Origin of the sequence: Acinetobacter lwoffii, assembly GCF_024129715.1 — a bacterium.
Classification (GTDB): Bacteria; Pseudomonadota; Gammaproteobacteria; order Pseudomonadales; family Moraxellaceae; genus Acinetobacter; species Acinetobacter lwoffii_U.
In genome coordinates this window covers 1-25,583 of sequence record NZ_JAMXXM010000004.1, presented here as the reverse complement: position 1 = coordinate 25,583, position 25,583 = coordinate 1, and the positions used below count along the sequence as shown (strand labels likewise).

Genomic DNA, 25,583 nt, shown 5'->3' with positions numbered 1-25,583 from the left:
ATATCGGGGGCAGTATAGGACAAAGCCTACTGGAGAATTACTGTCCCTGATATCTTCATTGAAGGATTAAACGAGTTGTTCAATCACTTAACGTGCAGCAGGTTTTGCAGGTGTCGTAGTTTCCGCAGCAGCTTCAGAGGCAGCAGGCTGCTCTGCAGATGCGCCTGCAACAGGAGCATTCGATTCAGGTAATTCCTGGGTAGTCACAATCACTTTTTCTTCTGCAGTGGTGGTTTTCGCATCTGTAGTTTTACTATCAGCAAAACTGGTGGCTGCAGCAGCAGTAAGCGTAGTGGCAAGTAAGATTTGTGCATATTTCATTTTTGGCATCCTTTTATTCATGTCATGTAATCTGCCGAGCTGACCATCACATCAATTCGACAGATGCCCATCCTAAGCACTGAAATTTTACTGAGCAAATCAATTAACAAAAGCGACACGCAGGGAATAACCCAGCAGATACAAAACTGAGAAAGTTGTTTTATTTTTGTTAATTATGCGGATTTTTATTTAATGAAAGTGTGTGTGAATATTTCAAAAATCCAATTTGAAATAAAAGTTAACATAGAAAATTGGTAATTTGGGATCATTCCATTAATTTTTATCTCTGTGATTTTCACGCCGTGTTTGCGAAGAACACGCATTTTAAAGTCATACTGTGCTTTATAATGCAGAGTATTGCTATTTCTATTCAATCTCTTGAGAGTCGATTTTGAAAATTCTGTCAGCGTCGCAGGCTATTCCTGTCCATATCATTTCCGGATTTTTGGGTGCAGGTAAAACCACACTACTCAAACATTTATTACAGCAAAAACCGGAACAGGAAATCTGGGCTGTGCTAATGAATGAATTCGGCCAGATTGGGGTAGACCAGCAGTTATTGCCGCAAGATCAGGGTTATGCGGTCAAAGAGCTGTTGGGTGGTTGTCTATGTTGCAGTAGCCAATTGCCGATGCAGATTGCCTTGTCACGCCTGCTGTCAGAAGTGAAACCGGATCGTCTGTTTATCGAACCTACCGGACTGGGGCATCCTGGCCAATTACTGGAACAGCTGACCGAACCGCACTGGCAGAGTCATTTAAACATGCAGGCATTGGTCACAGTGGTAGATGGTTCACGTTTGCATGATCGAGACTGGACTCAGCAAAACCTGTACGCAGACCAACTCAAGGCAGCGCATATTGTGGTGATTTCACATACTGACTTGATGACAACCGCAGACCACGCAGCACTCACGCAACTTCAGACAGAATATCAACCTTATGCCCAACAGTGGTTGTTCACCGAGCATGGACAACTCGATATCGAACTGATCAAGCAGGACTATCGGGGTTCCGCCCGTCAGATTCAGCCTTTGTTAAAACAGCAACAGATCACCCGTTCAGCAGATACGCCCTTAGTGATTCAGCAAATGCCTTATCATTATGTAGAAAGCGCGCAGGGTTATCAGGTTGCGGGCTGGAAATTGCCAAAACGCTGGCAATTCAATTTTTATGATCTGCTGGATCTGCTCTGTGAACAAAAAGACTGGCTCAGAATCAAGGGAATTTTTAATACGGATCAAGGCTGGAAAAGCTTTAATTTTAATCCTGAGCAGTTTAACTATCAGTCGGCAGATGAAGGCATTGATAACCGGGTAGAAGTGATTTATCAACAGTCACGGGATTGGCTGGCCTTTGAAACTGCCCTGATGCAATGTCGTATGGATCCAGAGAAATAATGGTACTGTTTCTAGTGCGCTGAATGAATTATTGGCCTAAATCTGTTCAGCAAAATAGTGCTAAATCTTATATGCTAGGCGCCAAATTTGAGGATTATGTGATGGCGTTAAAAGCGACGATTTATAAGGTTGATTTGAATATTGCGGATATGGATACGCATCGTTATGAGGATTATCAGCTGACGATGGCGCTGCATCCTTCAGAAACCATTGAACGCTTGATGGTGCGTATTCTGGCCTATGCACGCTATGCCGATGAAGCACTGGAATTTACCAAGGATCTGTTTGAAACCGATGAACCGGCACTCTGGGAAAAGGATCTGACCGGGCAACTGGTCAAATGGATTGAAGTCGGTAGCCCGGACGAAGATAAAGTCAAAAAGGCCAGTGCGCGTTGCAAGCAGGTCGCAGTCGTCACCTATGGTTCTGCGGTGGATGAATGGTATAAGCGCAGCAGCAAATTAAAAATCTTAAAAAATGCGGAAGTGTGGAAGTTATCTACCGCAACCACCGACGCATTGCCACAGTTATGCGAACGCACCATGCAGTTACAGCTCAATGTGATGGATGGTGAATGGACCTTGATTGGCGATCAGGGCCAGGTGCTGGTGGAGTGGGAACAGTTACAATAAGGCCAAATAAGGATGCAAGTCTGGACTTGTATCCTGTAGCTCAAATTGCGTATATCTGAGGGATAAGAATACGCAGGGTTGCACCATGTACCATGAACTTTATGATTTACTGCTGGCTGTCGCGATCGGCGCAATTATTGGTGCAGAGCGTGAGTATCACAGTAAATCTGCCGGACTGCGTACCATGATTATGGTCAGTCTGAGTTCCTGTTTATTTACCATTATCTCCCTGAAAATAGGCGTGGCCAATCCTGACCGGCTGGCCGCCAATGTCTTGACTGGACTGGGTTTTCTAGGTGCTGGTGTTATCCTGAAAGATGATAACCGTATTTCCGGGATTACCACCGCGACCACCATCTGGATGACAGCTGCACTCGGCATGGCGGTCGGTGCAGGCTATGAACTCTTAAGTATTTGGGCTACTTTTATTGTCATGGCGGTGCTGGTTCTATTGATGTATGTCCAGCGCGGCATTGAATCTCTGAATCAGGAACGCAGCTATGAAATCGTCTGCCCATTTGATCAAAATGATTCCAATCACTACGAAATGCTATTTAAACGTTATCAGTTAAAAGTAGTGCATTCCTCACAAAAAAAAATGGATCAACAGATTGTCGGACGCTGGATTCTGATGGGGTCGGCCAAGAATCATCAAGAATTAACCCAGTATTTACTCAATGATAAGAATATTCAGGAACTCAGCTTTTAACCTATCAATGGCCCAGACTTAAAAAAACAGAGCAATCCGGTTTATACTGAGCTTTGAATTTTATGCCCCTCTCAGGTAAATAACCATGATCAACGAACTTGAAATTATTGATTTAAAAGTAGGCGAAGGTAAAGAAGCGGTAAAAGGTGCCTTAATTACCACGCACTATACCGGCTGGCTGGAAGATGGAACCAAGTTTGATTCTTCTCTTGACCGCGGTAATTATTTTGAAACCGTCATTGGTACCGGTCGTGTGATCAAAGGTTGGGATCAGGGGATTCTGGGAATGAAAGTTGGCGGTAAGCGTAAGCTGATGGTGCCTGCACATTTGGCCTATGGCGAACGTAAAATGGGTAAAGTCATTCCAGCCAATTCCAACTTGATTTTTGAAATTGAACTGTTTGATGTGAAAACACGTGATTAAAATGATTTAACTAGCTGAATATAAAATCTATTTTTTATTAGAATATGTACGCTGGTTCCGGTGCAGTTGCTTCAAAATAGGCTGTGCCGGAGAAGCTACAAAAAACATCTAAAAAGATTTGAAATCAAAAATATTCCTTGTAAATTATAAGAATAATAAAGAATTATCTTGAGATAGAACGTATTTGCATAACTCGATAAGGAATGTCTGTTTTTTCGTATTTGTCTGGGCCTTTAGCTGGATGACTTGGATTACAAGTTCAGCAATCGCCCATGATGAGCTCCCGTCGCCGTCATTTCAGCAGCAATCTCACGACCATATTACTGAAGTCCATTTTACCGAACATAGCTCTAGTTCTTTGCAGGGAAAATGGCTGTTTTATCCGAGCCAGTTTATTATTCAGCCCAGCTCTGTACTCCAGTCAAAAACAGTTGAATTACCAGCCTCTTTTAAAACTCTGGCGGGTTCAAATTCTGGCTATGGTACCTTTATTGGCTATTTTAAAATTCCGAAAGAATTTCTCGGGCGACGCATCGCGATTCGGATTCCGACCCAATACGGTGCCTATCGGGTATATGTCAATGGACAGTTTATTGTCCGGCTCGGAGAAATCAGTACCACACCTGAAAAACAAGTGACTGAAAAAGCACCGCGTATTGGCTATTTTGTTTCAGACACTGAATATATTACTTTAAGCATTCAGGCCTCAAATTATACCCACTTGCATGGCGGTCTCGAGCGACCGATGCAGATCGGCGTTGCAGGTACCATCAATCGCCAATTCCAGCAGCTCATGATGACTATTGCCATGGTTTGCGGCGCGGTACTTGGGGTGGGAGTGTTTACCATTCTATTTTCGGTATTCAGGGGATCACGGGAACGTAACAGTAAAAGTATCTTTGTTTTTGGCTGGTTTATTGTCTTTTTGGCCCTGCATAATCTGTTTTCTGCACCTTATGCCTATTCGGTATTTACCAATATCAACTGGTTGTGGGGAACCCGCTTAGAGTATCTGTTTACTTTTATTGCTGCCTTCTTTTTTCTCAGCTATATGCATCTGTTTAACCGGCGCTATCTAAATCCGGTGATTTATTATATCGCAGTGGCATTACTGGTCTTTAACATTACTTTCACCCTATTTTCACCTCCTGAGATATTCGAACGTCTGGCCCTATTTAGTGCGATTTTCGCCTTGGTTATCATCTGTAATTTTATTTACGGCTTTTATCAGACCTTACGTTATAAAGAGCATTATTCACGTTTAAATCTGATTGCGATTATTTTCCTCTGTGTCACCTTTTTGAATGATTATCTGTTGCTGATCAATGTAATTAAAACAACGCATCTGTTCTTTATCTCAACCAGTATCTACGCCTTATTAATCATGTTTCAGCAGTCCAGGCATTATGCACATCAAACTTATGAGACTGAACAGCTGAACCTGAACCTGATCGCCCTCAATAATTCGCTCGATCAAAAAGTTAAAGAACGCACCCAGCAGCTGCGTGAAGTAAATGCCAAACTGGAACAGCAGATGAACATTGATGCGCTGACTGGGGCTTTTAACCGGCGTGCCTTAAATCATGAAATCCAGCAGCAGTTTTTATAGACCCAACAACAGCCGCAACATACCTTGATTTTTGCCATGCTCGATGTCGATTTTTTTAAAAACTATAATGACTACTATGGCCACTTAAAAGGCGATGAAATCCTGAAAAATCTGGTCAGGATTATTCAGTCTGCTTTGCCATCGTCTGGCTATCTGGCACGTTATGGTGGTGAAGAGTTTGCGATTCTGCTCACTGGAATACCGGTTCAAACCGCCCTGCAAAATCTGGAAAATGTGTTAAACCAGATTCGGGAACAGCGTATGCAACATCTGAATCGGCCAGATGAAAAAGATTATGTTACGGTTAGTATGGGCGCGGCCTGGGTTGAACAAAAACATGGCTATGCAGATATTCATGAATTGATGAAAGCGGCAGATGTGCAGCTCTACGCCGCCAAACAGGCAGGGCGTGATCAATTAAAAATTGAAAAAGAGGCCGATTAAAAAACATATTTATACAGATAACGCGATTCATCTTCTGACTCGGCAGAATGGGGATGAAAGCCGCAGTGTTGATAATAACTTAAGGCAGTTTGAGTAGACTGTATTTCAATCTGATGAATTTTTTTCTTTAATAAAGCGTGATGCATTTGATGAAATAACTCGGTGCCAAACCCCAGCCTTTGGCAGTGTTGGGCCACATAATGCATCCGGATTTCTCCAGCATCACTGACCAATAAGAACCCGACGACCTTGTCATAGATGAGATAAACCCAGCAATCGTTATACAGCATATCGACAATCAGGCTGGCATGATCAAATTTTTCTAGCCAGGTTTGAATTTTGCTTTCTTCACGCTGATGATCCAGTACACAGGACTGAATGCTGTCATGAATGACCTGAATAATTTGAGGTATATCTTCGACCCTCCCTTCACGAATCATAATATTATTCATTTTCTCGAACATTTATAGGGAAGGTTTATTTGATAAAAAAGAAGAGGGTAAAAAACAGAACAATATTGTAGTTTTTTGAGAATCTTTACTGTGATTTATCAATGTGAAGATCGGTTCTGTTGCTGATTTGTTCTGTTTGTTTATCTCAAGTTCTTCAATCTCATTACAGCGTTAAAAATAAAAAATCAAAGCAAATCCATTTTTAAATAAATCGAAGTTTGAATCTGGGCACAAATGAGCAAGCAGAGAAGATAAATAGCAAAAATAAGCCTCAAGTTTGCACTGTATAAAAAATAGACGTATGCTGAGTCAAAAGGGACTATTCAAATGAATCTTGATCCTATAACCATAAAAATAAAATGAGTCACATGAGATCATCAACCATGCTGAAATTACTGCTCCTGTTATGTGTGTTATTCATGTTGAATGCTGCCTGGATCGTAGGCAGAAAGATCTATAAAGCTCAGCGCCATCTGGCGCGTCAGCGTCCAGAAAAACCGGCACAGATTTCCAGCATGACAGAGCAAGAGGTCATCGAGCAAGAGCAGCAAGTACATCTGGTAGATGCTTATGAACTGGAGCTGTTTGACGATGTGGCACAGCTATTCTTTCAACAGCAAGTGCATATTGAGAATCGGGCACAGGCCGAACAATTACAGCAAGAACTATTACAAAAAATGCCGATGCACAGTGGCACCCAGATTCATCAGATGGATTTAGGGGAATGGTCTATTTTCTGGAATTTTTATGATCAGTCACTGGAATATTATGTCGGTCGCTATGGCGTATTCTATGCACATGTCGACCGTTTTGGAGAAGAGCACCGGCATGAAATTCGCAGGGAACTTTTGCATTCTGACTGTGCTTAGAACACCACTTTCAGTCATTCTGTACGATTGAAGATCTCAGACTACGTACTTAAGCCATTGCAATTCAGAAAAGGTATCTCATGCCTTAGCTCAGATTTTTTCTGCCGCTTGGCGGAAATAGCCCATATAATTTATCTCCTTTAAGCCATAATCTTGTGCTAGAAAAACCTCAAAACTCGAGAGTCGTATCCTTGAAATAGTCATTTAAAATGTACGAAGTCTGGCGAGCAATGATCCGGACTAAAAAGGCAGAAATACTATGATCATTGATTTTCATCAAGCACAATTACAGAAGTTTATTGCACTGGCGATGAAGATCGAAGCTGAGCCTGAACTGTATTTGCAGTTTGATTCTGTGTCTGATTTTTATAAGGCTGACTGGCTGCAGGCTTTCCCAGCTGGAACTGAATAGTATGTTTCCGGTCTAGATGATGGTGCCGATGAGTTTCATGCCGTGATTTATTATGGCGAAGCGCAGCTACAGATCAGCTGTGGACAGGCACAGCTTTCAGTAAAACTATGTTGCAAACATTGACCGGGCTGCCGGAATTTCCCGATAAAAGAATAATGACATCCGCTATAAAGTTGATATAAATTGCAGAGTCATCTCTGTATCTGATTTTTATTCGCATCAGCCGAGAGTGGCATAGGCGAATATCGTAATAAAAATAAGGAAAAAATAGCATGGCACATCAGTTCACCGTGAAAGCAATTATCAATGGCGTGTCTATTGATGAATTTAAGCGTTTGGCCAATGATATTCGTTTGCATGAGGCAGTTTGCCATCGAATTCCTGCGCAAAACTTGGAAATCCTGGTTTCGGAAAAGCAGGGGCATATGTATACCCTGAAACGCGCTTATAATCTAGATGTTAATATTCCGGATATCGCAAAAAAATTACTCAAAGATGCCTTCCGTTTGCAGCGTACCGATGTCAGCGATCTGAATGAAATGACTTCGACGGTACAACTCGGTGCGAACTTGCCGATCGAAGCCATCTGTCAGCGTGCAGTTACCGGAGATGAAGACCAGATCCAGTTTCAATTAAACTGGACAGTCAAAGTCAAAGTGCCTTTGCTCGGTGGCATGCTAGAAAAGCATGCGGAAGGTGAGATTCGTAAATTTAGTGAAATTGAACTCAGCATCGTCGAAGATGAATTGCGTAAAGGTCTCACCGCTTGAAGCAATCAAATAGTGTGATCGACCTAATTTAAAAACTGATTAGGTAGACGCTGGGTAGTGGTAGCTAATTGGGCGGTAGATCACCATTTTCAGTGTATTGCCACTATCCAAGAAACCCAGCTTAAGTGCTGATAAAGTTTGCCGTCACGTTAATGCTGATGGCCAGAATGGTGGTATTGAATCCGTAGGCCAAAAGCAAATGTAGGGTATTGAGAACCCGCATGGATTGGCAAGTAATGGATACATCTGCAGTTTGCGCAGAAGTCCCGATGATATAACTAAAATATAGAAAGTCCGGATAAGTCGGTCTTGCGGTATTGGGGAAATCTAGTCCGCCTTGTTGCTGTTTGTCGAGCGCTAGATAAAAGTCATGTGCATAATGAATTGCAAAAATCGTATGCATCAAGAACCAGGCTGAAATAATGGTCAGAACTGATAAGATTAAATGACCGGTTCGGACGGTAGTATCTTTGGGTAAGTGATTAATTCCAATAATAATCGTAATAAAACACATGATTAAGGCAAGAATCACCAGAAACAGAATGATCCATTTACTGGCATCCTGTTGCATGGCACGTTACAGAATATGAGCATGATCAATACGCCAGAGTTTTTTGATGGTAAAGCCTAAATACGCATAAATGGCAATATTCCAGCTGATTAATAGACAGCTGGACCCGCTCAAAGGGGGGGGCTGTCTATAAAATCAGATAAAATCCAATGATGGCTGGGAAAATAATAAAGAAATACAGACGGGATGAAGTGCCGTTTTTATAGATTGAAGAAGCTGCATCATGCCATTTATATTTGTTTTGCTGACTTCTCAAGATCCTAGCACAGAACCGTTTGCAATAAAGAAGATTGCACCGGCCTGAGTATCAGCCTCAGTTATTTCCTCTACGACATTTCTTCCTAAAGGTGTCGAACTAATTTGACTGCGCGGATCGCGCAGCAGGCGTGATCATCTCAATAAATTTTTTTCTGAACCGAGGTTTAGATCGATTGAGCAGGTTGTTAGATTGCAGTGCCATAAGCAAAGACTTCTACCATGCCACCTTGCATACCGAGTTCTGTGGTGCTGAGCCGAATGCCCATAATCTGAGTCGCACCGATTTTTTCGGCCTCGAGTTTTAATCGCACAATTGCTTCACGTCGTGCGCGTTCTACTACACTTTCATAGCTGGTCAGACGGCCACCGAGCATATTCTGCACATTGGCAATCGCATATTTAAAATAATCATGAGAAATGACCACATTGCTGCTGATCATCTGTCCGGAATATTCAGACACAGCGAAGCGGCTATTGTTCATCCGGATATATGCCAGGCGTTGTTCCTGTTCATCCAGATAACGAAAATGTTTACCTTCGTTATAACGACCAAAGCCGAAACCGACACTAAACAGAATGGCAAAAATGATGATCTGGAGAATTAAACCATCCATGTTTTAATCTGCCTGCGGAAAAGGGTCGGGCAATTTTGGCATGATCGGATCAACCACTACGGCTGTCCCATAAACAAAGAGTTCAGAAGCACCTTGGGCAATATTAGAGGTCGAGAAACGTATGCCGACAATTGCATTGGCACCCATGCTGCGGGCTTTTTCAATCATGCGGTTCATGGCTTCCTGACGGGATTCTTCCAGCAGTTCAGTATAGGCGGTAAGCTCACCACCGACAATATTTTTCAGGCCGGCCAGTAAGTCACGTCCGACATGTTTGCTGCGTACGGTACTGCCATACACCACATCAATTTGCTGGCGAATGGTATGTCCCGGGACAGATTCCAGATTGCTAAGTAACATGTGCATGTTTTCTAAATAAATCGCTAGTCTATGACAATAGGAAAACTGCCTTGAAAATGCAATAAAAAAAGCCCACTGAAGTGAGCTTTTCTTGATCTATCTGGAATTTACTGGGCGGGTTGTTCTGCCGCACGGCGCTGTTCAGACACAGACGGTGTATTCGGCAGGGTGTCCGTGGTGTTGACTTTCAAGCCGCCACCCAGGGTTTTGTAGACTTCAACCTGATTGTTCAGATTGGCCTGTTCAAGCAATAACAAACCTTGTTCTGCTGCATAAGACGCACGCTGTGCATCCAGTACAGTCAGATAGCTGTCAATTCCGGCGCGGAAACGTGCCTGTGACAAGCGATAGGTGGTGTTGGTTGCTTCGACCAGGCGGCGCTGAGCTGCAAGACGATCACCAATATTCTGACGTACCGCCAAAGCATCATTCACTTCACGGAAAGCAGTCTGAATCGACTTTTCGTAATCTGACAAGGCAATTTGCTGATCGGTTTCAGAAATACGGATATTGGCCTGACGGGTACCCCAATCAAAAATTGGAATATCCAGACTTGGACCAAATGACCAGGCAAAACTACCTGATTTAAACAGGTCGCCTAAATCAGTAGAGGCATAACCTGCTGAACCAGTCAGACTAATCGTCGGGAACAAACGTGCACGTGCTGCCGCAATATTGGCACCTGCCGCAGACAGGCGGTATTCTGCTGCACGAACATCTGGACGGTTGATCAATAGATCACTTGGCAAGCCTGAACCCAATGCAGTATTGGAAGTGATGCGGGTCACGCGTTGTGCTGGTAATAAATTCGCAGGCACTTGCTGACCGACCAGCAGGTTTAACAGGTTTTGTGCCTGTGCCACCTGAGTCCGGTAATTCGCAACATCATTACGTGCTGTTTCAACCGAGATCTGTGCCTGACGCACTGGAAGCTCGCTATCAATCCCGACATCAAAACGTTTCTTGTTCAGATTAAACGATTCAAGCTGAGCTTTTAGTGTTTGTTCAGCCAAAGCCAGATTGGCATTGGCAAACGAATAGCTGAGCCAAGCCTGAGACACCTGACCAATCAAGGCAATTTGCGTCGCATCTCGCGCACTTTGGGTCGCCAGGAAACTATCCAGTGCATTGTCACGCAAGCTGCGGACACGTCCCCAAAAATCCAGTTCATACGCAGTTACACCCAGTCCGACATTATAAGTCGTCACTGCACCACGATTCTGGGAATTCATGGTGTCCTGGCGCAATACGCTACCACTGGCACCAATCGTCGGTAACTGGTTGTTTTCAGTAATCTGATACTGTTGCTGAGCTCGTTGAATATTGAGGGCAGCAATACGCAAATCACGGTTATTGTTTAATGCCAGATCCAGCACCTGTAACAGGCGCTGATCAGCAAAAAAGTTTTTATAACCTTGTTCTGCTACAGAAGTACCAGACGCATTGGTATAGCTGCTCGGGATATCTGCCTGCGCAACCGGCTCTGGACTACGCATGCTTTGACAAGCCGTCAAAGCAAGCGCAAGGGCAGATACCGCAATGCTACGACCTGTAATAGACCATACATTTTGCATTACGACTTATACTCCTGATTTTGTTGTTTTGGTTTGTATTTAAAGACACTTCGAATCCACACGTAGAATACCGGGATAAAGAAGATACCTAACAAGGTCGAGCTGATCACGCCGCCGAGTACGCCATAACCGACTGAGTGCTGGCTACCTGCACCCGCACCTGAAGCCAGAGCAAGCGGTAATACACCAAAACCAAAGGCCAATGTGGTCATGATAATTGGACGTAAACGCATTTTTGCCGCATGCAAGGTCGCTTCAAATAATTCTTCACCTTGTTCCTGCAATTCTTTCGCAAACTCGACAATCAAGATCGCGTTTTTCGCAGAAAGACCAATCACGGCAATAATCGCCACCTGGAAGTAAATGTTATTCGACAGGTTCGGGTTTTGCAGCAATACCATTCCACCAAAGGTAAGTAATAATGCACCAACAATACCCAATGGCACCACCATTAGAACCGAGAACGGAATCGACCAGCTTTCATACAGGGCTGCCAGACACAGGAAGACGATCAGTAGTGACAAGGCATACAGGAACGGCGCCTGTGCACCAGATTCACGCTCTTCCAAAGACAGACCTGTCCATTCGAAGTCGAAACCTTGCAAGCCCATTTCTGGTAACTTCGCCACGATTTCTTCCATGGCCACCATCGCATCACCTGAGCTGATACCCGGAGCAGGTGTACCCTGAATGTTCATGGACGATACGCCGTTATAACGCTCAAGACGTGGTGAACCGTAGGTCCATTCGCCTGTAGCAAACGCCGAGAATGGCACCATTTCACCGCGGTTATTACGTACATACCATTGGTCCAGATCTTCCGGCATCATCCGCGAGCCAGCTTCACCCTGAACATAGACTTTCTTGACACGACCGCGATCAATGAAGTCATTGATATACGAACCGCCCCAAGCTATACCCATGGTACTGTTAATTTCAGCAACACTCACGCCCAATGCACCGGCTTGTGCATGATCGACAATGACACGGTACTGTGGAGTATCTTCCTGACCATTCGGACGCACACCAGCCAGACGCGAGTCTTGTGCTGCTAGACCGAGGATCGTATTACGTGCTGCCAGGAGCTGGTCATGACTTTGACCACTTGCAGCTTTGAGCTGTAAGTTAAAGCCAGCCGACACACCCAGTTCAGGCATTGCAGGTAATTGTAGCGGCATGATGTAAGACGCATCTTTAACAATCATGTTCAGCGCCATACCACGTTGAATAATGGCACCGACTTGAGATTCCGGACTGTGACGCTCTGACCAGTCTTTCAACTTAATGAAAGCCAGACCTGCATTTTGTCCCACACCCGTGAAGGAGAAACCTGCCACACTAAAGACGGATTCTACATGCTCTTTCTCGTTTTCCAAGAAATAGTTGGTCATGGTGCTGACCACTTTGTCGGTACGTTCCAAGGTTGCATTTGGCGGTAACTGAACCAGCGTCATGACCACGCCCTGGTCTTCATCCGGTAGGAACGAAGAAGGCAGTTTCTGGAACAACAGCACAATAATACCCAGTACCACGGCATACACCACACCTGAGAAAATCTTGCTGTGGGTCATGCGGTTGACGCCGCCCTGATATTTCACAGAGACCTTGTCAAAACTGCTATTAAACCAGCGGAAGAAACGCGCAAAAATACCATTACTTTCCGGCTTGTTCGGATCATGCTGTTTCAGCAGGGTCGCACACAGGGCAGGAGTAAAGGTTAAGGCAACCACCAGTGACAAGACCATCGCTGTTACCAGCGTAATCGAGAACTGGCGATAAATGACCCCGGTGGTTCCACCGAAGAAAGCCATTGGAACGAATACTGCCGACAGCACCGAGGTAATACCAATCAATGCGCCAGAAATCTGTTTCATCGATTTTTCAGTTGCAGCAACCGGATCCAGATGTTCTTCCACCATGACCCGTTCGACGTTCTCGACCACAACAATCGCGTCATCGACCAGAAGACCAATCGCCAATACCATGGCAAACATGGTCAGGGTATTAATCGAGAAGCCAAAGATGTTAATGACGGCAAATGTACCCAATACGACGACTGGAACTGCCATGGTTGGAATGATGGTGGCACGCCAGTTCTGCAAGAACAGGAACATCACCAGGAATACTAGAATAATCGCTTCGATCAGAGTTTTAACTACACTCTTAATCGACAGTTCAATAAATGGTGTTGTATCAAACGCCAGTTGGTCGACCATGCCTTGCGGATAGTTCGGACGTAACTGTTTTAAGCGTTCTTCAACCGCTTGTGCGGTATCCAGGGCATTGGCGCCAGTCGCAAGCTTGATTGCTACACCACCAGCCGGTTTGCCATTAAATTTAGAATCAAACTGATAGTTATCTGCACCGAGTTCAACTCGTGCAACATCACCTAAGCGAACCTGCGCACCAGAAGTGGCATTTTTCAGGAAGATATTGCTGAACTGTTCCGGCGTTTGTAACAGACTTTGAGCCGTTACCGTCGCATTTAACACTTGTCCTTGAACTGCAGGCGCACCACCCAACTGACCTACCGCAACCTGTGCATTCTGGGTACGGATTGCAGTAGCAATATCACTTGGCGTTACTTGCAGGCTGGCCATCTTGGCTGGATCCAGCCAGATACGCATCGCATAAGAACCACCAAAGACCTGAACTTCACCGACCCCGGCTACACGGCTTAAAGGCTCAGCAATATTCGAGTTAACATAGTCTTTGATGTCATCTGCGGTCAGGCTGCTATCAGGTGAATAGAATGCCAAAACTTGTAGGAAGCTGGCACCCGATTTGGTCACCCGCACACCCTGACGCTGTACATCTTCAGGCAGCAGGGCAGTCGCAGACTGTAATTTGTTTTGAACCTGAACCTGTGCGATATCAGGATCGACACCCTGGTCAAAGTTCAAGGAAATAGACGAAGAACCATTACCCGCACTGTTAGACGAGATATAGCGCAAGCCATCCATACCGTTCATCTGCTGCTCGATGATCTGGGTCACTGTATTTTCAACAGTTTCAGCAGATGCACCCGGATAAGTCGCAGAAATGGTTACGGTTGGTGGTGCGATGGTTGGATATTGTGCAATCGGCATTTTACTGATGGTTAAAATACCCGCCAGCATAATCACCAATGCAATCACCCAAGCGAAAATCGGGCGATGAATAAAGAATTGAGCCATAAACCTTACTCCTTATGCTTTAGCAGCAGGTTTTTGTTCAGATTGTTCTTTTGCATCATCCGCTTTTTGCGCTGCACCTGGTTGTTGGGCAGCAGGTTGTACAGCACCCTGTGGTGCAGCAGCTTGAGGTTGATAAGGTTTTGGTACAACTTGCTGTTCAGGTTTTACTTTTGCAATACCATCTACAATCACTTTATCGCCTGGATTCAGACCTTCAGTCACAATCCAGTTGCTGCCTTGAGAACCAACGGTAGTCACTGGACGTGGCGTCACTTTATTGTCAGCACCGACCAGCATCGCCATTGCCTGACCTGTTGGGGTACGAGTCAAAGCTGCTTGCGGAATCAGGAAAGCATTCGGTACTTCACCCTGTACGATTTGCGCAGTGGCAAACATACCTGGTAGAAGCAGGTGATTTTTGTTCGGGAATACCGCACGTAAAGTCACGGTACCTGTTTCCGGGTTCACGCTAGCATCAGAGAATGCAAGACGGCCTTCAACCGGGTAGATACTGCCATCTTCAAGCTTTAACTTGACTTTGGTATTGTTAGAGCTGTTCAAGCTGCCTTGATTAAGCTGTTGACGTAAACGTAAAAGCTCGGCACTTGACTGGTTGATATCTACATAGATGGGATCTAGACGCTGAATTGTCACCAATGGCTCTGGCTGATTCGCTGTTACCAAAGCACCCGCCGTCACAGACGAACGGTTGGTCTGGCCTGAAATCGGCGCGCGTACAGTCGAATAGCCCAAGTTGATTTCTGCATTACGCAAAGTTGCGCGATTGGCATTCAAATCAGCTTCAGCCAGTTTGACCTGTGCCGCGATGTCATCATATTCCTGTTTGGAAATGGCATTGGTACCGACCAGTTGACGGTAACGGCCTTCCTTCACACGCAATACGCCCAGATTGGCTTCAGCACGGGCAATCGCTGCACGGGCATTGTCTACTGTAGTGCGGTTGGTACTTGAATCGATTTCATACAAGGCCTGACCTTCACGCACATAGCTGCCTTCCGTGAACAAGCGTTTAAGCACCACGCCACTGGCTTGTGGACGTACATCTGAAATTTCAAATGCTGTTGTACGACCTGAGAGCTCTACAGACTGCTCTACACTTTGCGGTTGTGCAACAAGAACACCGACTTCAGTCGGTGGCATTTGTTGTTGAGCACCAGCTTGCTGGCCCTCTTTAGGATCTTTGCTACAACCAACAAGTGCAAGACTTGTTGCCAATGCGCAAGCAGTCAGGGCAGGTGCCCAAAGCTTTGCAGACATCATTATTCCACCTCTAATTAGATTTATATCTAAATTTTCTTATTTGTGAGTCGCGCAATATCTGATCCAGACCATATACCACAACGAAATCCAAATAAAACTGATACTCCAGCCGGATATGACATCTGAAGGAAAATGTACGCCCAGATAAACTCTTGAGATCCCCATCATCAGCATCCATACCACTGCACCTATCACGATGAAGGTATAACGGGAATGTTGCCGATGGATGTAAATTGCCAAACAAGCCAGACAAGCCGCATATAGACTATGGGCACTTGGAAAGGAACTTCCAAAGCTTTCAACCAGATGCAAGGATTCTGATGGTCGGGGTCGGGCAATTGCAAATTTCAACAGCCAAGCTAGGAGAATTCCTCCGATAATTCCGATACATATAAAAATTGCGTTTGTATACTTTTTATACCACAGCAATGCAATACACCATAGCGTGGATAAAAATAATACAAATGGCATGCCACCTATTAAGGATAAGGACTGAGTAATTTGATTCCAAAACTCGGTGCGATACAGACTCATCCATTCCACAGCTTGCAAGTCGAGCTCGTTTAAAGCGGGAATATTCAGGATGAACACACTGAAAATTAAAAATAAAATACCGACAAAAAGTAACAAGTAATGCATGCCAAAAATCCTTGTCCTTTTAACCGTTCGCAGATCGGCCAATTGTCTGAAGCAAAGTGTACTTGTCAGTACACTTTTTTTCAAGTGTGCGTATTTTATGCGAATTCCATTTTTTTCGTAAGGAATTTGTTGCTAAATATAGTGTAATTATCTCAGTTTTGAGTTTTTGTCGATGTATGATTTTCGTCAATTTCAATGCTTTGCTTGGGTGGCCAGAAGAAATCACTAGGTCGGGTCAGGAAGTGCGTCATGACCAGTTTTGCCAAAGGTTTCCACTGTTCAAAACGCACCCGGCGTGCGCGTAAGGCTACAATAATCGTCAGAGTGAAACTGACAAACAAGTTGGTCAGGCCAATGAGTAACACACCCAGAAAAGACACTACGATCAAGCCGATATCGGGACCATTGATCGTAATTAGACCCTGAATAAAGTTGGCAGAGGCAAAGGCGATATGGCGAATATCCAGTGGCAGACCGAGAATAAAACCAATGGTGCCCATACTGCCGAGCATGATCCCGAAAATAAAATTACCCGCCAGTGCACCCAGATTACGTTCAATATAGTCAGCAAAACGGTAAAGACGCTCTTGCCCCATCAGCTGCGATAAACGCACATGGGCTTTCAGTCGCGGGCCGACTTTGCGATAAACGGCCATATTGTCAAAATAACCGGCCAATAATCCGGACAGGAATAAACATACTCCGGCAATCGCTGCATGTGGAATCGCCAATGAAGTAAACGGATTCAGGTCATGCAGGGTTTTGGCCGCCTTGGCATGATTCATTAAAGGTTCATGCAGCGCAAAATCCCACAGCAGGGTAATCAATGCTGCTACGGGAATTGCAATAGAAATATTGCCCAAAATGGCGACAAACTGGGTGCGAATGATATTTACAATCAGCGCGGCCAGCTCGGCAATCTGCGCCATTTTCGAGCCTTTACGCTGCTGTACAGTAGCTGCCAGTGCCGCAGCAGTCATCGCCGGTTGTTTGGTCGCTACGGTAAAATGCAGGACATGAATCAGCATAAAGCCTAGCGAATAGTTCATGCTATAGCTAAAGGCCTGCATCAAGGGAGCCATGGTGAGGCGTGTCATTAGAACTTTTAAGGTGGCCATTGTTGCGATGATGGCACCAGCACCTGCAGCCGATTTATACATGGCCAGAAAGCCTTGCTTGTCGGTACTTACATAATGTTCACCGGTCTTGCTGGCATTTTCAGTCACTTGCAAAGCCAAAAGTTCACTATTGGTGGCCAGCAGGGCCCGCACACTGCGTTCGCTATAAATTGCTTCAGTAATGTCCGCCATAAACAGGCCAATGGATTGATAACGCAGATCATCGTCATCCATCACCATATTCAGCAGAATCTCGACCCGTTCCAGACATTGTTCCAGCAGTGCCAGCATATAGGTCAGGCTAACACTGACGCCAGTCCGCTTGGTAGAACGGCGAATCTTAGCCACGACATCATGACATTGTTCCAGCATCACCAGCGCTTGTGACGCATCAGGTGGAGTAATCGAATCGACTAGGGTAACTGTGTTGTAACGTTTTTTATATTCCTGAATAAACTCGTTAATCTCACGATTCTGTACCAGAAAAGGAGATTCATATTCCATCAGTTCAGGCTGGGCATTAATAAATTCAGGGTGCAGACCAATACCACTGATCCGGTAAGATAAAATGGTCAGTGCCTTGATCAGCTGATCTTTAATCCGGGTTTTTTCAGGCTGATTGGAATGTCCTTGATTGAGAACTGCAAATAAACGTTGCCAGTCGTCTTCATCAAAATAATCCAGCCAGTATTTATCGGTACGGTGATAAAAAATCTTGCGAAATAATTCCTGAAGTTGTTGATGGTCAGGAATCAGCGGCAAGACATGTGCACCAAGGCGCTGGTTTAGCTGGTTCCAGAATCCATCTAGAGACAAAATGCCGGTATCGGAAAACAGACCAGTCTGTTTATAGCGGTTAATGATCCGCAGGGTAAAGGTTTGAAGCGTGGCAACCGCATTCGGGGTGAGTAATAAAGCCCGGATAAATGCATTGAATTTCGCTTCGATCTCTTCGGTATTTCTGCTGTCTTCAGGTCTGATTCTTTCAACCAGTTCAATCAGAAGATTTTCATCCAGCACCGCCCGAGGTTGTTCAAGCTGGTGTTGCATGTTTTGAAAAAGATCTAGAAAATTAATATGCATAGGCGAGTTTAAAAGTTACTGAATTCGGTGTAGGGCCAGTTTGGCCAGATTAATCAGGGCCTGACGATATTCGGAGTCAGGTAATGCCTGTAAGGCATCAATTGCAATTTCAGTTTCTTCTGTAGCACGTTGACGGCAATAATCCAGCGCACCAGATTCATTGACAATTTGAATGACCTGTTCCAGATGTTCCGTACCGCCAGTCGCAATACTGCGACGGATGATTTCATGTTGCTCACCGGTGGTGTTTTTCAGTGCCGCAATCAATGGCAGGGTCGGTTTACCTTCCATGAGATCATCACCAATATTTTTGCCGAGCGTGTCCGCATCGGAGGTGTAATCTAAAATGTCATCAATAATCTGGAAAGCATTGCCGAAATGTCCGGCAAAGGTTTTTAAAGGCTGACGGAATTCATCTTTATCCGACAAAATGGCAGCACCTTCGGTGGCCAGTTCAAACAGGCGCGAAGTTTTGCCATGAATAATATTCAAATAAGTCGCTTCAGTGGTTTCCGGTTGATGCTGGGATTGTAGTTGCAGTACTTCACCTTCAGCAATTTCACAGGTACCGGTCGAAAAATCTTTGAGCAACACCATGTTGTTCAGATCGACCAGCAAATCAAAAGCACGTGAAATCAGAAAGTCACCGACTAAAACCGCAGTCTGGTTATTCCAGGTCGCATTGGCCGTCGGGCGGCCACGGCGCAGGCCAGACTCATCCACCACATCATCATGCACCAGTGTTGCGGTATGCAGCATCTCAATGATTGCAGCCAGTTTGCGGTGCGGTTCTAAATTTTCAGCACCACACGCCTTGGCGGCCAAAAGGCACATAATCGGGCGCATACGTTTGCCACCCGCTTCTACCACGTGTTTGCTGACGGCCATCACTAATGCAACTTTTGAGGTAATTCCTTCATTAATGAATGTGTCCATCGCAGCAAAGTCGTTAGCAACAGGCGCGAGAATGTCTTGCTTAAAGTCGATGGTCATGTGAAAGAAAACCTCTAGTCTGGTAAATCGCAGGTCGTAGTTTAACAATTTATAACATGAGTGAAACCTAAGAAATGCATAAACTCCACTAAAAATCAGCTTTTTATAGATCTTATGTAGATTCGATCCATATTTTGAGCCATAAAAAATCAGGAAAGGTCAGGGGCGTGGCCCTATTCGTCAGGCTGAGTATATTAATCAAACTGGCCGGATTTCTGCTGTATTATTTTGTTGCTGAATATATCTTGAGTATTTGATTTGATAGAAATTATTTAATAGTTAAATAATTAGCGCATCCTGCTCATTATTATTTCAGTAAAATGGCTTGTTGTTTTTTTGAATATCCCTTAAAATCCTCGCCCTTAGATATCCCCCAGTGGCGTACGTCTTAAGTTCGATATATTCCTTTATCGGCACGACGACACGGGCTTGTTTGGAGTACATTATGTACGCAGTAATCCAAAGCGGTGGTAAACAGCACCGTGTAGTTGAGGGTGAAACCCTTAAAGTAGAATTATTGAAAGCTGAAACTGGCGCGACTATTACGTTTGATGACGTATTGATGCTTGTTAACGGTGAAAGCATTCAAATCGGTGCTCCAGTTGTTGCTGGTGCTACTGTAACTGCTGAAGTAGTTAGCCATGGTCGTCACGACAAAATCCGCATCATCAAAATGCGTCGTCGTAAACACTACCGTAAACAACAAGGTCACCGTCAATGGTTCACTGAGTTGAAAATTACAGCTATTTCAGGCTAATTACGAGGAGTAAATAGACATGGCAACTAAAAAAGCCGGTGGTTCGACTAAGAACGGTCGTGATTCGAATCCTAAGATGTTAGGCGTTAAAGTTTACGGTGGTCAAACTGTAACTGCAGGTAACATCATCGTTCGTCAACGTGGTACTGAATTCCACGCTGGTCAAAACGTTGGTATGGGTCGTGACCATACATTATTTGCTACTGCTGATGGCGTAGTAAAATTCGAAGTGAAAGGTCAATTTGGCCGTCGCTACGTATCTGTTGACGCGTAATCCGCTGAGATAGAAAAAAAAGCCCACAATTTTTGTGGGTTTTTTTATGCTTGAAAATTAATGTTCAGATTAAGCGATATTCTATAATGTAAAAATTATCCTGAAATCTTCATAATGATGAACAAAAAAACCGATTTCGAATTAATAACAATACAAAAGTTCTTATTTTCTATCATTTTAGCTTTTAATTTTCGTTTAAGATGAGCTATCAAATAAATTGCGATCACGCAAAATATAAGGGTGAAATTATGAATATGCTTCGTAAAACCGTCTGTGCTATGGCTCTGGGTGCAGTGACTTTAGCACCGGTGATGAGTACAACCGTGTTTGCTGCACCTGTGGCAGCTTCGGAGCAACAGGCAACAGCCAGTCTGGTCAAACAGCTCAATCATGTGCGTAGCATGACGGCAAATTTCGAACAAAGCACCAAGGTAACCAACCCGAGAGCGACCCAGAAAAAAGGTTTGACTGCACAACATATGAATCAAACCTTTAAAGGGGTGATGAAAGTCGCGCGTCCGGGTAAATTCTATTGGGAAACGACCGCACCGTCGAAGCAAGTCATTGCAACCACGGGTAAAACCGTATGGATTTATGATCCGGACTTGCAGCAAGCCGTTCGTCAAAGCTTAGATGAGCAGGTTGCCAATACGCCAGCGTTATTGCTGTCAGGAAACACCAGCCAGATTATGCAGTCTTACCGGGTGACTCAGCCAAATAAAGGCAAAACCTATTATACGCTGTATCCTAAAAATACCGATGGTGTGTTTGAAAGCCTGACCATTAGCTTTGGCGCGAACAAAGCACCAAGCTTGATGATCTTGCAGGATTCATTGGGACAAACCACCAATATCAAATTTAGCAATGTAAAAGTAAATAACAGTATTCCAGCCTCTACCTTTAATTTTACCCCACCAAAAGGTACGGACATCATTGATCAATAAGCATCAATATGAACCAACTGAAAAAGCAACCTTTCGAGGTTGCTTTTTTATTGCCAATCATCGGGATTGTTTTGGACAGACTACAAGGTTCAGCTATATCTAAACACGAGAGCATCTTAGAATAAATAAAAGTCGAGTCAATGAAATTGCAAAATTTTGGGAGCTCAGGATGAAGATTAATCTATTTAAAACTGCTGAAATTTACGCTGTTTTATTACTCACTGTAGGTATGTTGGGTTGTCAGCCTCAATCTAGCTCAGTGGCAACGCTGGCACAAACAGATCGGGTTGTGCAGATTGAAGGCAAGACCGTTCCTGTGAAAGGGGCAGCCAAAGTGGTATGTGAAATAGAAGGTTGTGTACGCTTTGGTCTACAAACGGTGGACAGCAATATTGACTGGATTAATCAATATTTTATTGAGCGCATTCAGCATACCGAACCTGTTGCATTCACCAAAGTTACCCAGAAAAATCCTAAAAAAGCCGATGAACCGCATTATCTGGATCAGCGCTTTATCAAAGCGGAATTTGTCGGTCAGCGTGCCCATCTGGCGACTTTTGCTTTAAAAAGTTCCAATCTGGCAAGGAATAAAAATGCTTCTCTGAAACATGTGGAATATATCAATTTTGATCTAAAACAGAACAAACGTTTGGCTTTGTCTCAACTGTTATTAAATGGCGGTGAGCCGAAACTGCTGAATGCGATGTATCGAACCAATACTCAATGGCTGAATACGCAGGGTATTCAACAACAGCAGTTAAAATTGAGTGATAACTATTATTTTGATACAACAGGTCTGGTGATGGTGTATCCGGCAGGCGAACTAGCTCCGGCAGCAGCAGGAATGCCTGAATTAAAAGTGTCATATGCGGATTTAAATGAAGTGATTCGCCCTGAATATTTAGCCATTTTGCAGCAGACAGCTTCCTAAATATTGTGCTAATAGGACGCAGCCGTGGTCTTGGTCACTGTATTTTTTAATGCTAAGAGCTTACACTATAGCCAGTTTTTTTCTTCTGCAAAGATTGATTATGATCGACCCGAAATTACTCAGAAATAATATTGAGGCTGTAAATGTAGCCTTGGCAAAACGTGGTGTTCAACTCAATGTTGAAGAGTGGGCATCCCTAGAAGCACGCCGTAAAGAGATTCAGTCCAAGACAGAAACACTGCAAGCTGAACGTAATGCCGGTGCCAAACAAGTCGGTCAAATTAAAAAAGCAGGTGGCGACGCATCTGAAATCATGACTCGCATGTCTGCGATTGGTGATGAAATCAAAGCGGCTGAAGCAGCACTGGCTGAACTGCAAGCTGAGCTTGAAGAAAAATTATTATCTATTCCAAACTTGCCAGATGAAGCTGTGCCTGAAGGTAAAGACGAAAGCGATAACGTGGAAATCCTGAAATGGGGTACACCGCGTGAATTTGATTTCGAAATCAAAGACCATACGGATCTGGGCGAAATGATGGGCGGTCTTGAATTTGAAACCGCGACCAAATTAACTGGTTCACGCTTCAGTGTATTGAAAGGTCCATTGGCGCGTTTACAACGTGCCATTACCCAGTTCATGCTAAATACGCATACTGATCAAAATGGTTATACCGAAGCCTATGTGCCTTATCTGGTCAATGCAGATTCATTGCGTGGGACTGGTCAGCTGCCTAAATTTGAAGAAGATCTGTTTAAGCTGCAGGGCGAAAAAGAGTTTTATCTGATTCCAACTGCTGAAGTGCCAGTGACGAATTTCGTACGTGATGAAATTATTGATGCAGACCGTCTGCCACTGAAATATGCAGCGCACACGCCATGTTTCCGTAGCGAAGCAGGTTCTTATGGTCGTGATACCCGCGGTTTGATCCGTCAGCACCAATTCGACAAAGTCGAAATGGTTCAAATTGTGAAGCCTGAAACTTCGATGCAAGTGCTTGAAGAATTGACTGGCCATGCTGAAGGCATCTTACAGGCACTTGGACTTCCATATCGTAAAATTTTACTTTGTGGTGGTGACATGGGCTTTGGTGCGACCAAGACTTATGACTTGGAAGTTTGGGTACCAAGCCAAAATACTTACCGTGAAATTTCATCTTGTTCAAACATGGGGGATTTCCAGGCGCGTCGTATGAAAGCGCGTTACCGTGCTGATCAGAAGAAAACTGAATTTGTGCATACCTTGAATGGTTCAGGTCTGGCCGTGGGTCGTACTTTACTTGCAGTGATGGAAAACTATCAACGTGCCGATGGCTCCATTGAAATTCCTGAAGTATTACGTCCATATATGGGTGGTGCGACTTATATCGACTAATTGTCGATCTCAGCATCCCTAAATGTGCATGAAAATTGCATAGACAGTCAGATTTAAAATTTTGAGGTAGTTCGTGGATATTTTTCCAATCTCGTTAAAGTTGCAACAGCAACCTTGTCTGATTGTCGGTGGTGGACATATTGCATACCGTAAAGCACTTCTCTTACAAAAAGCAGGGGCAATCATTCATGTGATTGCGCCTGAAATTGAAGAGAGTCTGCTGCGAATTGTGCAAAATAGCCAAGGACAATATGTGCAGGCGGCTTTTCATCCTAAAGTTGCGTTACGTTCATATCGACTGGTGATTGCGGCGACTGACGATGCGGAGACCAATCGTCAGGTCTTTGAACTGTGTGAAGCGGAAAATGTCCTGGTCAATAGTGTTGATGATCCGCCGCATTGCCGGTTTATGGTGCCAGCGATTATTGATCGTTCGCCATTGGTCATTTCGGTGGCATCGAATGGTACGTCGCCCGTGTTATCACGGCAGATCCGAACTCAGCTGGAAACGACTATTCCGCATGGTATGGGCAAGCTGGCTGAATTTTCAGGAAAATGGCGCAGTGCGGTTAAGGCTAAAATTGTCAATCCGGATGAACGCCGTATTTTCTGGGAAGATTTATATGCCAGTCCGCTAAAAGAACAGGTGTTCAACGACAATATCGCGGAAGCAGATCGCCTGATCGAGCAAGCATTACAAGAATGGCAAAAGCCAAAAGGTGAAGTCTACTTGGTCGGTGCGGGTCCGGGTGATCCAGAATTGTTGACCTTAAAAGCCTTACGTTTGATGCAGCAAGCCGATGTGGTGATTTACGACCGACTGGTTTCAGCGCCAATTATGGAGCTGTGCCGTCGTGATGCGGAAAAGATCTATGTGGGTAAGGCACGTTCCAATCATGCGGTTCCGCAAGATGGAATTAATGCCTTGTTGGTGAAATATGCCAGTGAAGGAAAGCGGGTTTGTCGTCTGAAAGGCGGAGATCCATTTATCTTCGGGCGTGGCGGTGAAGAGATTGAAGAGCTATTTGCTGCTGGGATTACTTTCCAGGTGGTTCCAGGGATTACCGCAGCTTCAGGATGTTCAGCCTATGCCGGTATTCCATTAACCCATCGTGATTATGCGCAAAGTGTGCGTTTCCTGACCGGTCACTTAAAAGAAGGTTCGCCAGAATTGCCTTGGAGTGAGTTGGTCTATGAAAACCAGACCTTAGTGCTTTATATGGGGTTGGTGGGACTGGAGAAAATCTGTGCAGAATTAATCGCTCATGGTCAGCGAGCCGACATGCCAGTGGCCTTGGTTTCTAAAGGTACGACGCCTGAACAGAAAGTTGTAGTAGGAACGCTTGCTGATATTGCATCCAAAGTGTCCGAACATCAGATTCAAGCCCCGACTTTGACCATTATTGGTGAAGTTGTACGCTTACGTGAACAATTGCAATGGCATGAGCGAGGATAAGCAAAGCACTGCTTTGCCCGAGCGCAAGACGAAGGCTGTGCCTGAAGTAAGAGGATAAGCAAAGCACTGCTTTGCCCGAGCGCAAGACGAAGGCTGTGCCTGAAGTAAGAGGATAAGCAAAGCACTGCTTTGCCCGAGCGC

The 25,583-nt window shown here is 44.5% G+C and carries 22 protein-coding genes and 3 pseudogenes; 14 read left to right on the top strand and 11 right to left on the bottom strand.

The window, feature by feature from the left end; genetic code table 11:
• Positions 1-87: 87 nt before the first annotated feature.
• Positions 88-321, bottom strand: coding sequence for a hypothetical protein (locus NI462_RS04635; protein ID WP_004645811.1), 234 nt, complete (start codon positions 319-321; stop codon positions 88-90).
• Between the two features lie 391 nt (positions 322-712).
• Between NI462_RS04635 and NI462_RS04630 the strand changes: the two genes are divergently transcribed.
• From NI462_RS04630 to NI462_RS04610, 5 genes and pseudogenes are all read left to right on the top strand, one after another.
• Positions 713-1,720, top strand: coding sequence for a CobW family GTP-binding protein (locus tag NI462_RS04630; RefSeq protein WP_005265917.1), 1,008 nt, complete (start codon positions 713-715; stop codon positions 1,718-1,720).
• 101 nt (positions 1,721-1,821) lie between these two features.
• Positions 1,822-2,352 (top strand): YaeQ family protein, encoded by a 531-nt coding sequence (locus NI462_RS04625; RefSeq protein ID WP_253159491.1) that lies wholly within the window; start codon positions 1,822-1,824, stop codon positions 2,350-2,352.
• Between the two features lie 85 nt (positions 2,353-2,437).
• On the top strand, positions 2,438-3,061 hold the full coding sequence (locus NI462_RS04620) for an MgtC/SapB family protein (RefSeq protein WP_180180469.1): 624 nt from the start codon (positions 2,438-2,440) through the stop codon (positions 3,059-3,061).
• Between the two features lie 85 nt (positions 3,062-3,146).
• Positions 3,147-3,485 carry an FKBP-type peptidyl-prolyl cis-trans isomerase gene (locus tag NI462_RS04615; RefSeq protein WP_138742988.1) on the top strand — a complete coding sequence of 113 codons (339 nt, stop codon included), beginning with the start codon at positions 3,147-3,149 and terminating at the stop codon, positions 3,483-3,485.
• A 241-nt stretch (positions 3,486-3,726) separates the two neighbouring features.
• A pseudogene (locus NI462_RS04610) lies at positions 3,727-5,538 on the top strand (sensor domain-containing diguanylate cyclase).
• Here NI462_RS04610 and NI462_RS04605 read toward each other — a convergent pair.
• Positions 5,535-6,002, bottom strand: coding sequence for a GNAT family N-acetyltransferase (locus NI462_RS04605; protein ID WP_005263560.1), 468 nt, complete (start codon positions 6,000-6,002; stop codon positions 5,535-5,537). The pseudogene NI462_RS04610 and the gene NI462_RS04605 sit on opposite strands and share 4 nt — an antisense overlap.
• A gap of 371 nt (positions 6,003-6,373) precedes the next feature.
• On the opposite strand from NI462_RS04605, the gene NI462_RS04600 reads away from it, so the two are divergent.
• The 3 genes and pseudogenes from NI462_RS04600 to NI462_RS04590 all read left to right on the top strand — a co-directional run bounded on the left by NI462_RS04600 (position 6,374) and on the right by NI462_RS04590 (position 8,041).
• Positions 6,374-6,859, top strand: coding sequence for a hypothetical protein (locus NI462_RS04600; RefSeq protein ID WP_253159489.1), 486 nt, complete (start codon positions 6,374-6,376; stop codon positions 6,857-6,859).
• Positions 6,860-7,118: 259 nt separating this feature from the next.
• Positions 7,119-7,394: pseudogene (locus NI462_RS04595) on the top strand (hypothetical protein).
• Between the two features lie 149 nt (positions 7,395-7,543).
• Positions 7,544-8,041 carry a DUF2505 family protein gene (locus NI462_RS04590; protein WP_004280652.1) on the top strand — a complete coding sequence of 166 codons (498 nt, stop codon included), beginning with the start codon at positions 7,544-7,546 and terminating at the stop codon, positions 8,039-8,041.
• 121 nt (positions 8,042-8,162) lie between these two features.
• On the opposite strand, the pseudogene NI462_RS04585 reads toward NI462_RS04590, so the two are convergent.
• The 9 genes and pseudogenes from NI462_RS04585 to sdsA all read right to left on the bottom strand — a co-directional run bounded on the left by NI462_RS04585 (position 8,163) and on the right by sdsA (position 19,708).
• Positions 8,163-8,837 (bottom strand): annotated as a pseudogene (locus NI462_RS04585) (DUF1345 domain-containing protein).
• Between the two features lie 218 nt (positions 8,838-9,055).
• Entirely contained in the window at positions 9,056-9,484 is a 429-nt protein-coding gene (locus NI462_RS04580; protein WP_253139044.1) for a YbjQ family protein, read from the bottom strand.
• Positions 9,485-9,487: 3 nt separating this feature from the next.
• A complete protein-coding gene (locus NI462_RS04575; protein ID WP_005104015.1) occupies positions 9,488-9,844 on the bottom strand; it encodes a YbjQ family protein in 357 nt (118 codons plus the stop codon).
• Between the two features lie 107 nt (positions 9,845-9,951).
• Entirely contained in the window at positions 9,952-11,418 is a 1,467-nt protein-coding gene (gene adeK / locus NI462_RS04570) for a multidrug efflux RND transporter AdeIJK outer membrane channel subunit AdeK (RefSeq protein WP_004280647.1), read from the bottom strand.
• Positions 11,418-14,594 carry an efflux RND transporter permease subunit gene (locus tag NI462_RS04565; RefSeq protein WP_085064700.1) on the bottom strand — a complete coding sequence of 1,059 codons (3,177 nt, stop codon included), beginning with the start codon at positions 14,592-14,594 and terminating at the stop codon, positions 11,418-11,420. The genes adeK and NI462_RS04565 overlap by 1 nt, the downstream gene beginning before the upstream one ends.
• Before the next feature lie 12 nt (positions 14,595-14,606).
• The gene (locus NI462_RS04560) at positions 14,607-15,875 is read right to left on the bottom strand and encodes an efflux RND transporter periplasmic adaptor subunit (protein WP_253159337.1); all 1,269 of its coding nucleotides are present in this window, start codon (positions 15,873-15,875) and stop codon (positions 14,607-14,609) included.
• Between the two features lie 36 nt (positions 15,876-15,911).
• The gene (locus NI462_RS04555) at positions 15,912-16,514 is read right to left on the bottom strand and encodes a phosphatase PAP2 family protein (protein ID WP_253159335.1); all 603 of its coding nucleotides are present in this window, start codon (positions 16,512-16,514) and stop codon (positions 15,912-15,914) included.
• A gap of 152 nt (positions 16,515-16,666) precedes the next feature.
• On the bottom strand, positions 16,667-18,715 hold the full coding sequence (locus tag NI462_RS04550; RefSeq protein WP_034439474.1) for a site-specific recombinase: 2,049 nt from the start codon (positions 18,713-18,715) through the stop codon (positions 16,667-16,669).
• Between the two features lie 15 nt (positions 18,716-18,730).
• On the bottom strand, positions 18,731-19,708 hold the full coding sequence (gene sdsA / locus NI462_RS04545; protein WP_004280641.1) for an All-trans-nonaprenyl-diphosphate synthase: 978 nt from the start codon (positions 19,706-19,708) through the stop codon (positions 18,731-18,733).
• 445 nt (positions 19,709-20,153) lie between these two features.
• Here sdsA and rplU point away from each other — a divergent pair, with 445 nt between their 5' ends.
• The 6 genes from rplU to cysG all read left to right on the top strand — a co-directional run bounded on the left by rplU (position 20,154) and on the right by cysG (position 25,442).
• Entirely contained in the window at positions 20,154-20,465 is a 312-nt protein-coding gene (gene rplU, locus NI462_RS04540; RefSeq protein WP_004280640.1) for a 50S ribosomal protein L21, read from the top strand.
• A gap of 19 nt (positions 20,466-20,484) precedes the next feature.
• Positions 20,485-20,739, top strand: coding sequence for a 50S ribosomal protein L27 (rpmA, locus tag NI462_RS04535; protein WP_004280639.1), 255 nt, complete (start codon positions 20,485-20,487; stop codon positions 20,737-20,739).
• Between the two features lie 248 nt (positions 20,740-20,987).
• Positions 20,988-21,683 carry an outer membrane lipoprotein periplasmic chaperone LolA gene (gene lolA / locus NI462_RS04530; RefSeq protein ID WP_247143053.1) on the top strand — a complete coding sequence of 232 codons (696 nt, stop codon included), beginning with the start codon at positions 20,988-20,990 and terminating at the stop codon, positions 21,681-21,683.
• A gap of 169 nt (positions 21,684-21,852) precedes the next feature.
• Positions 21,853-22,614 (top strand): RsiV family protein, encoded by a 762-nt coding sequence (locus NI462_RS04525; protein ID WP_253159333.1) that lies wholly within the window; start codon positions 21,853-21,855, stop codon positions 22,612-22,614.
• Between the two features lie 100 nt (positions 22,615-22,714).
• Entirely contained in the window at positions 22,715-23,986 is a 1,272-nt protein-coding gene (gene serS, locus NI462_RS04520; RefSeq protein WP_004645799.1) for a serine--tRNA ligase, read from the top strand.
• Positions 23,987-24,059: 73 nt separating this feature from the next.
• Positions 24,060-25,442, top strand: coding sequence for a siroheme synthase CysG (gene cysG, locus NI462_RS04515; protein ID WP_253159331.1), 1,383 nt, complete (start codon positions 24,060-24,062; stop codon positions 25,440-25,442).
• The last annotated feature ends 141 nt before the right edge of the window (positions 25,443-25,583 follow it).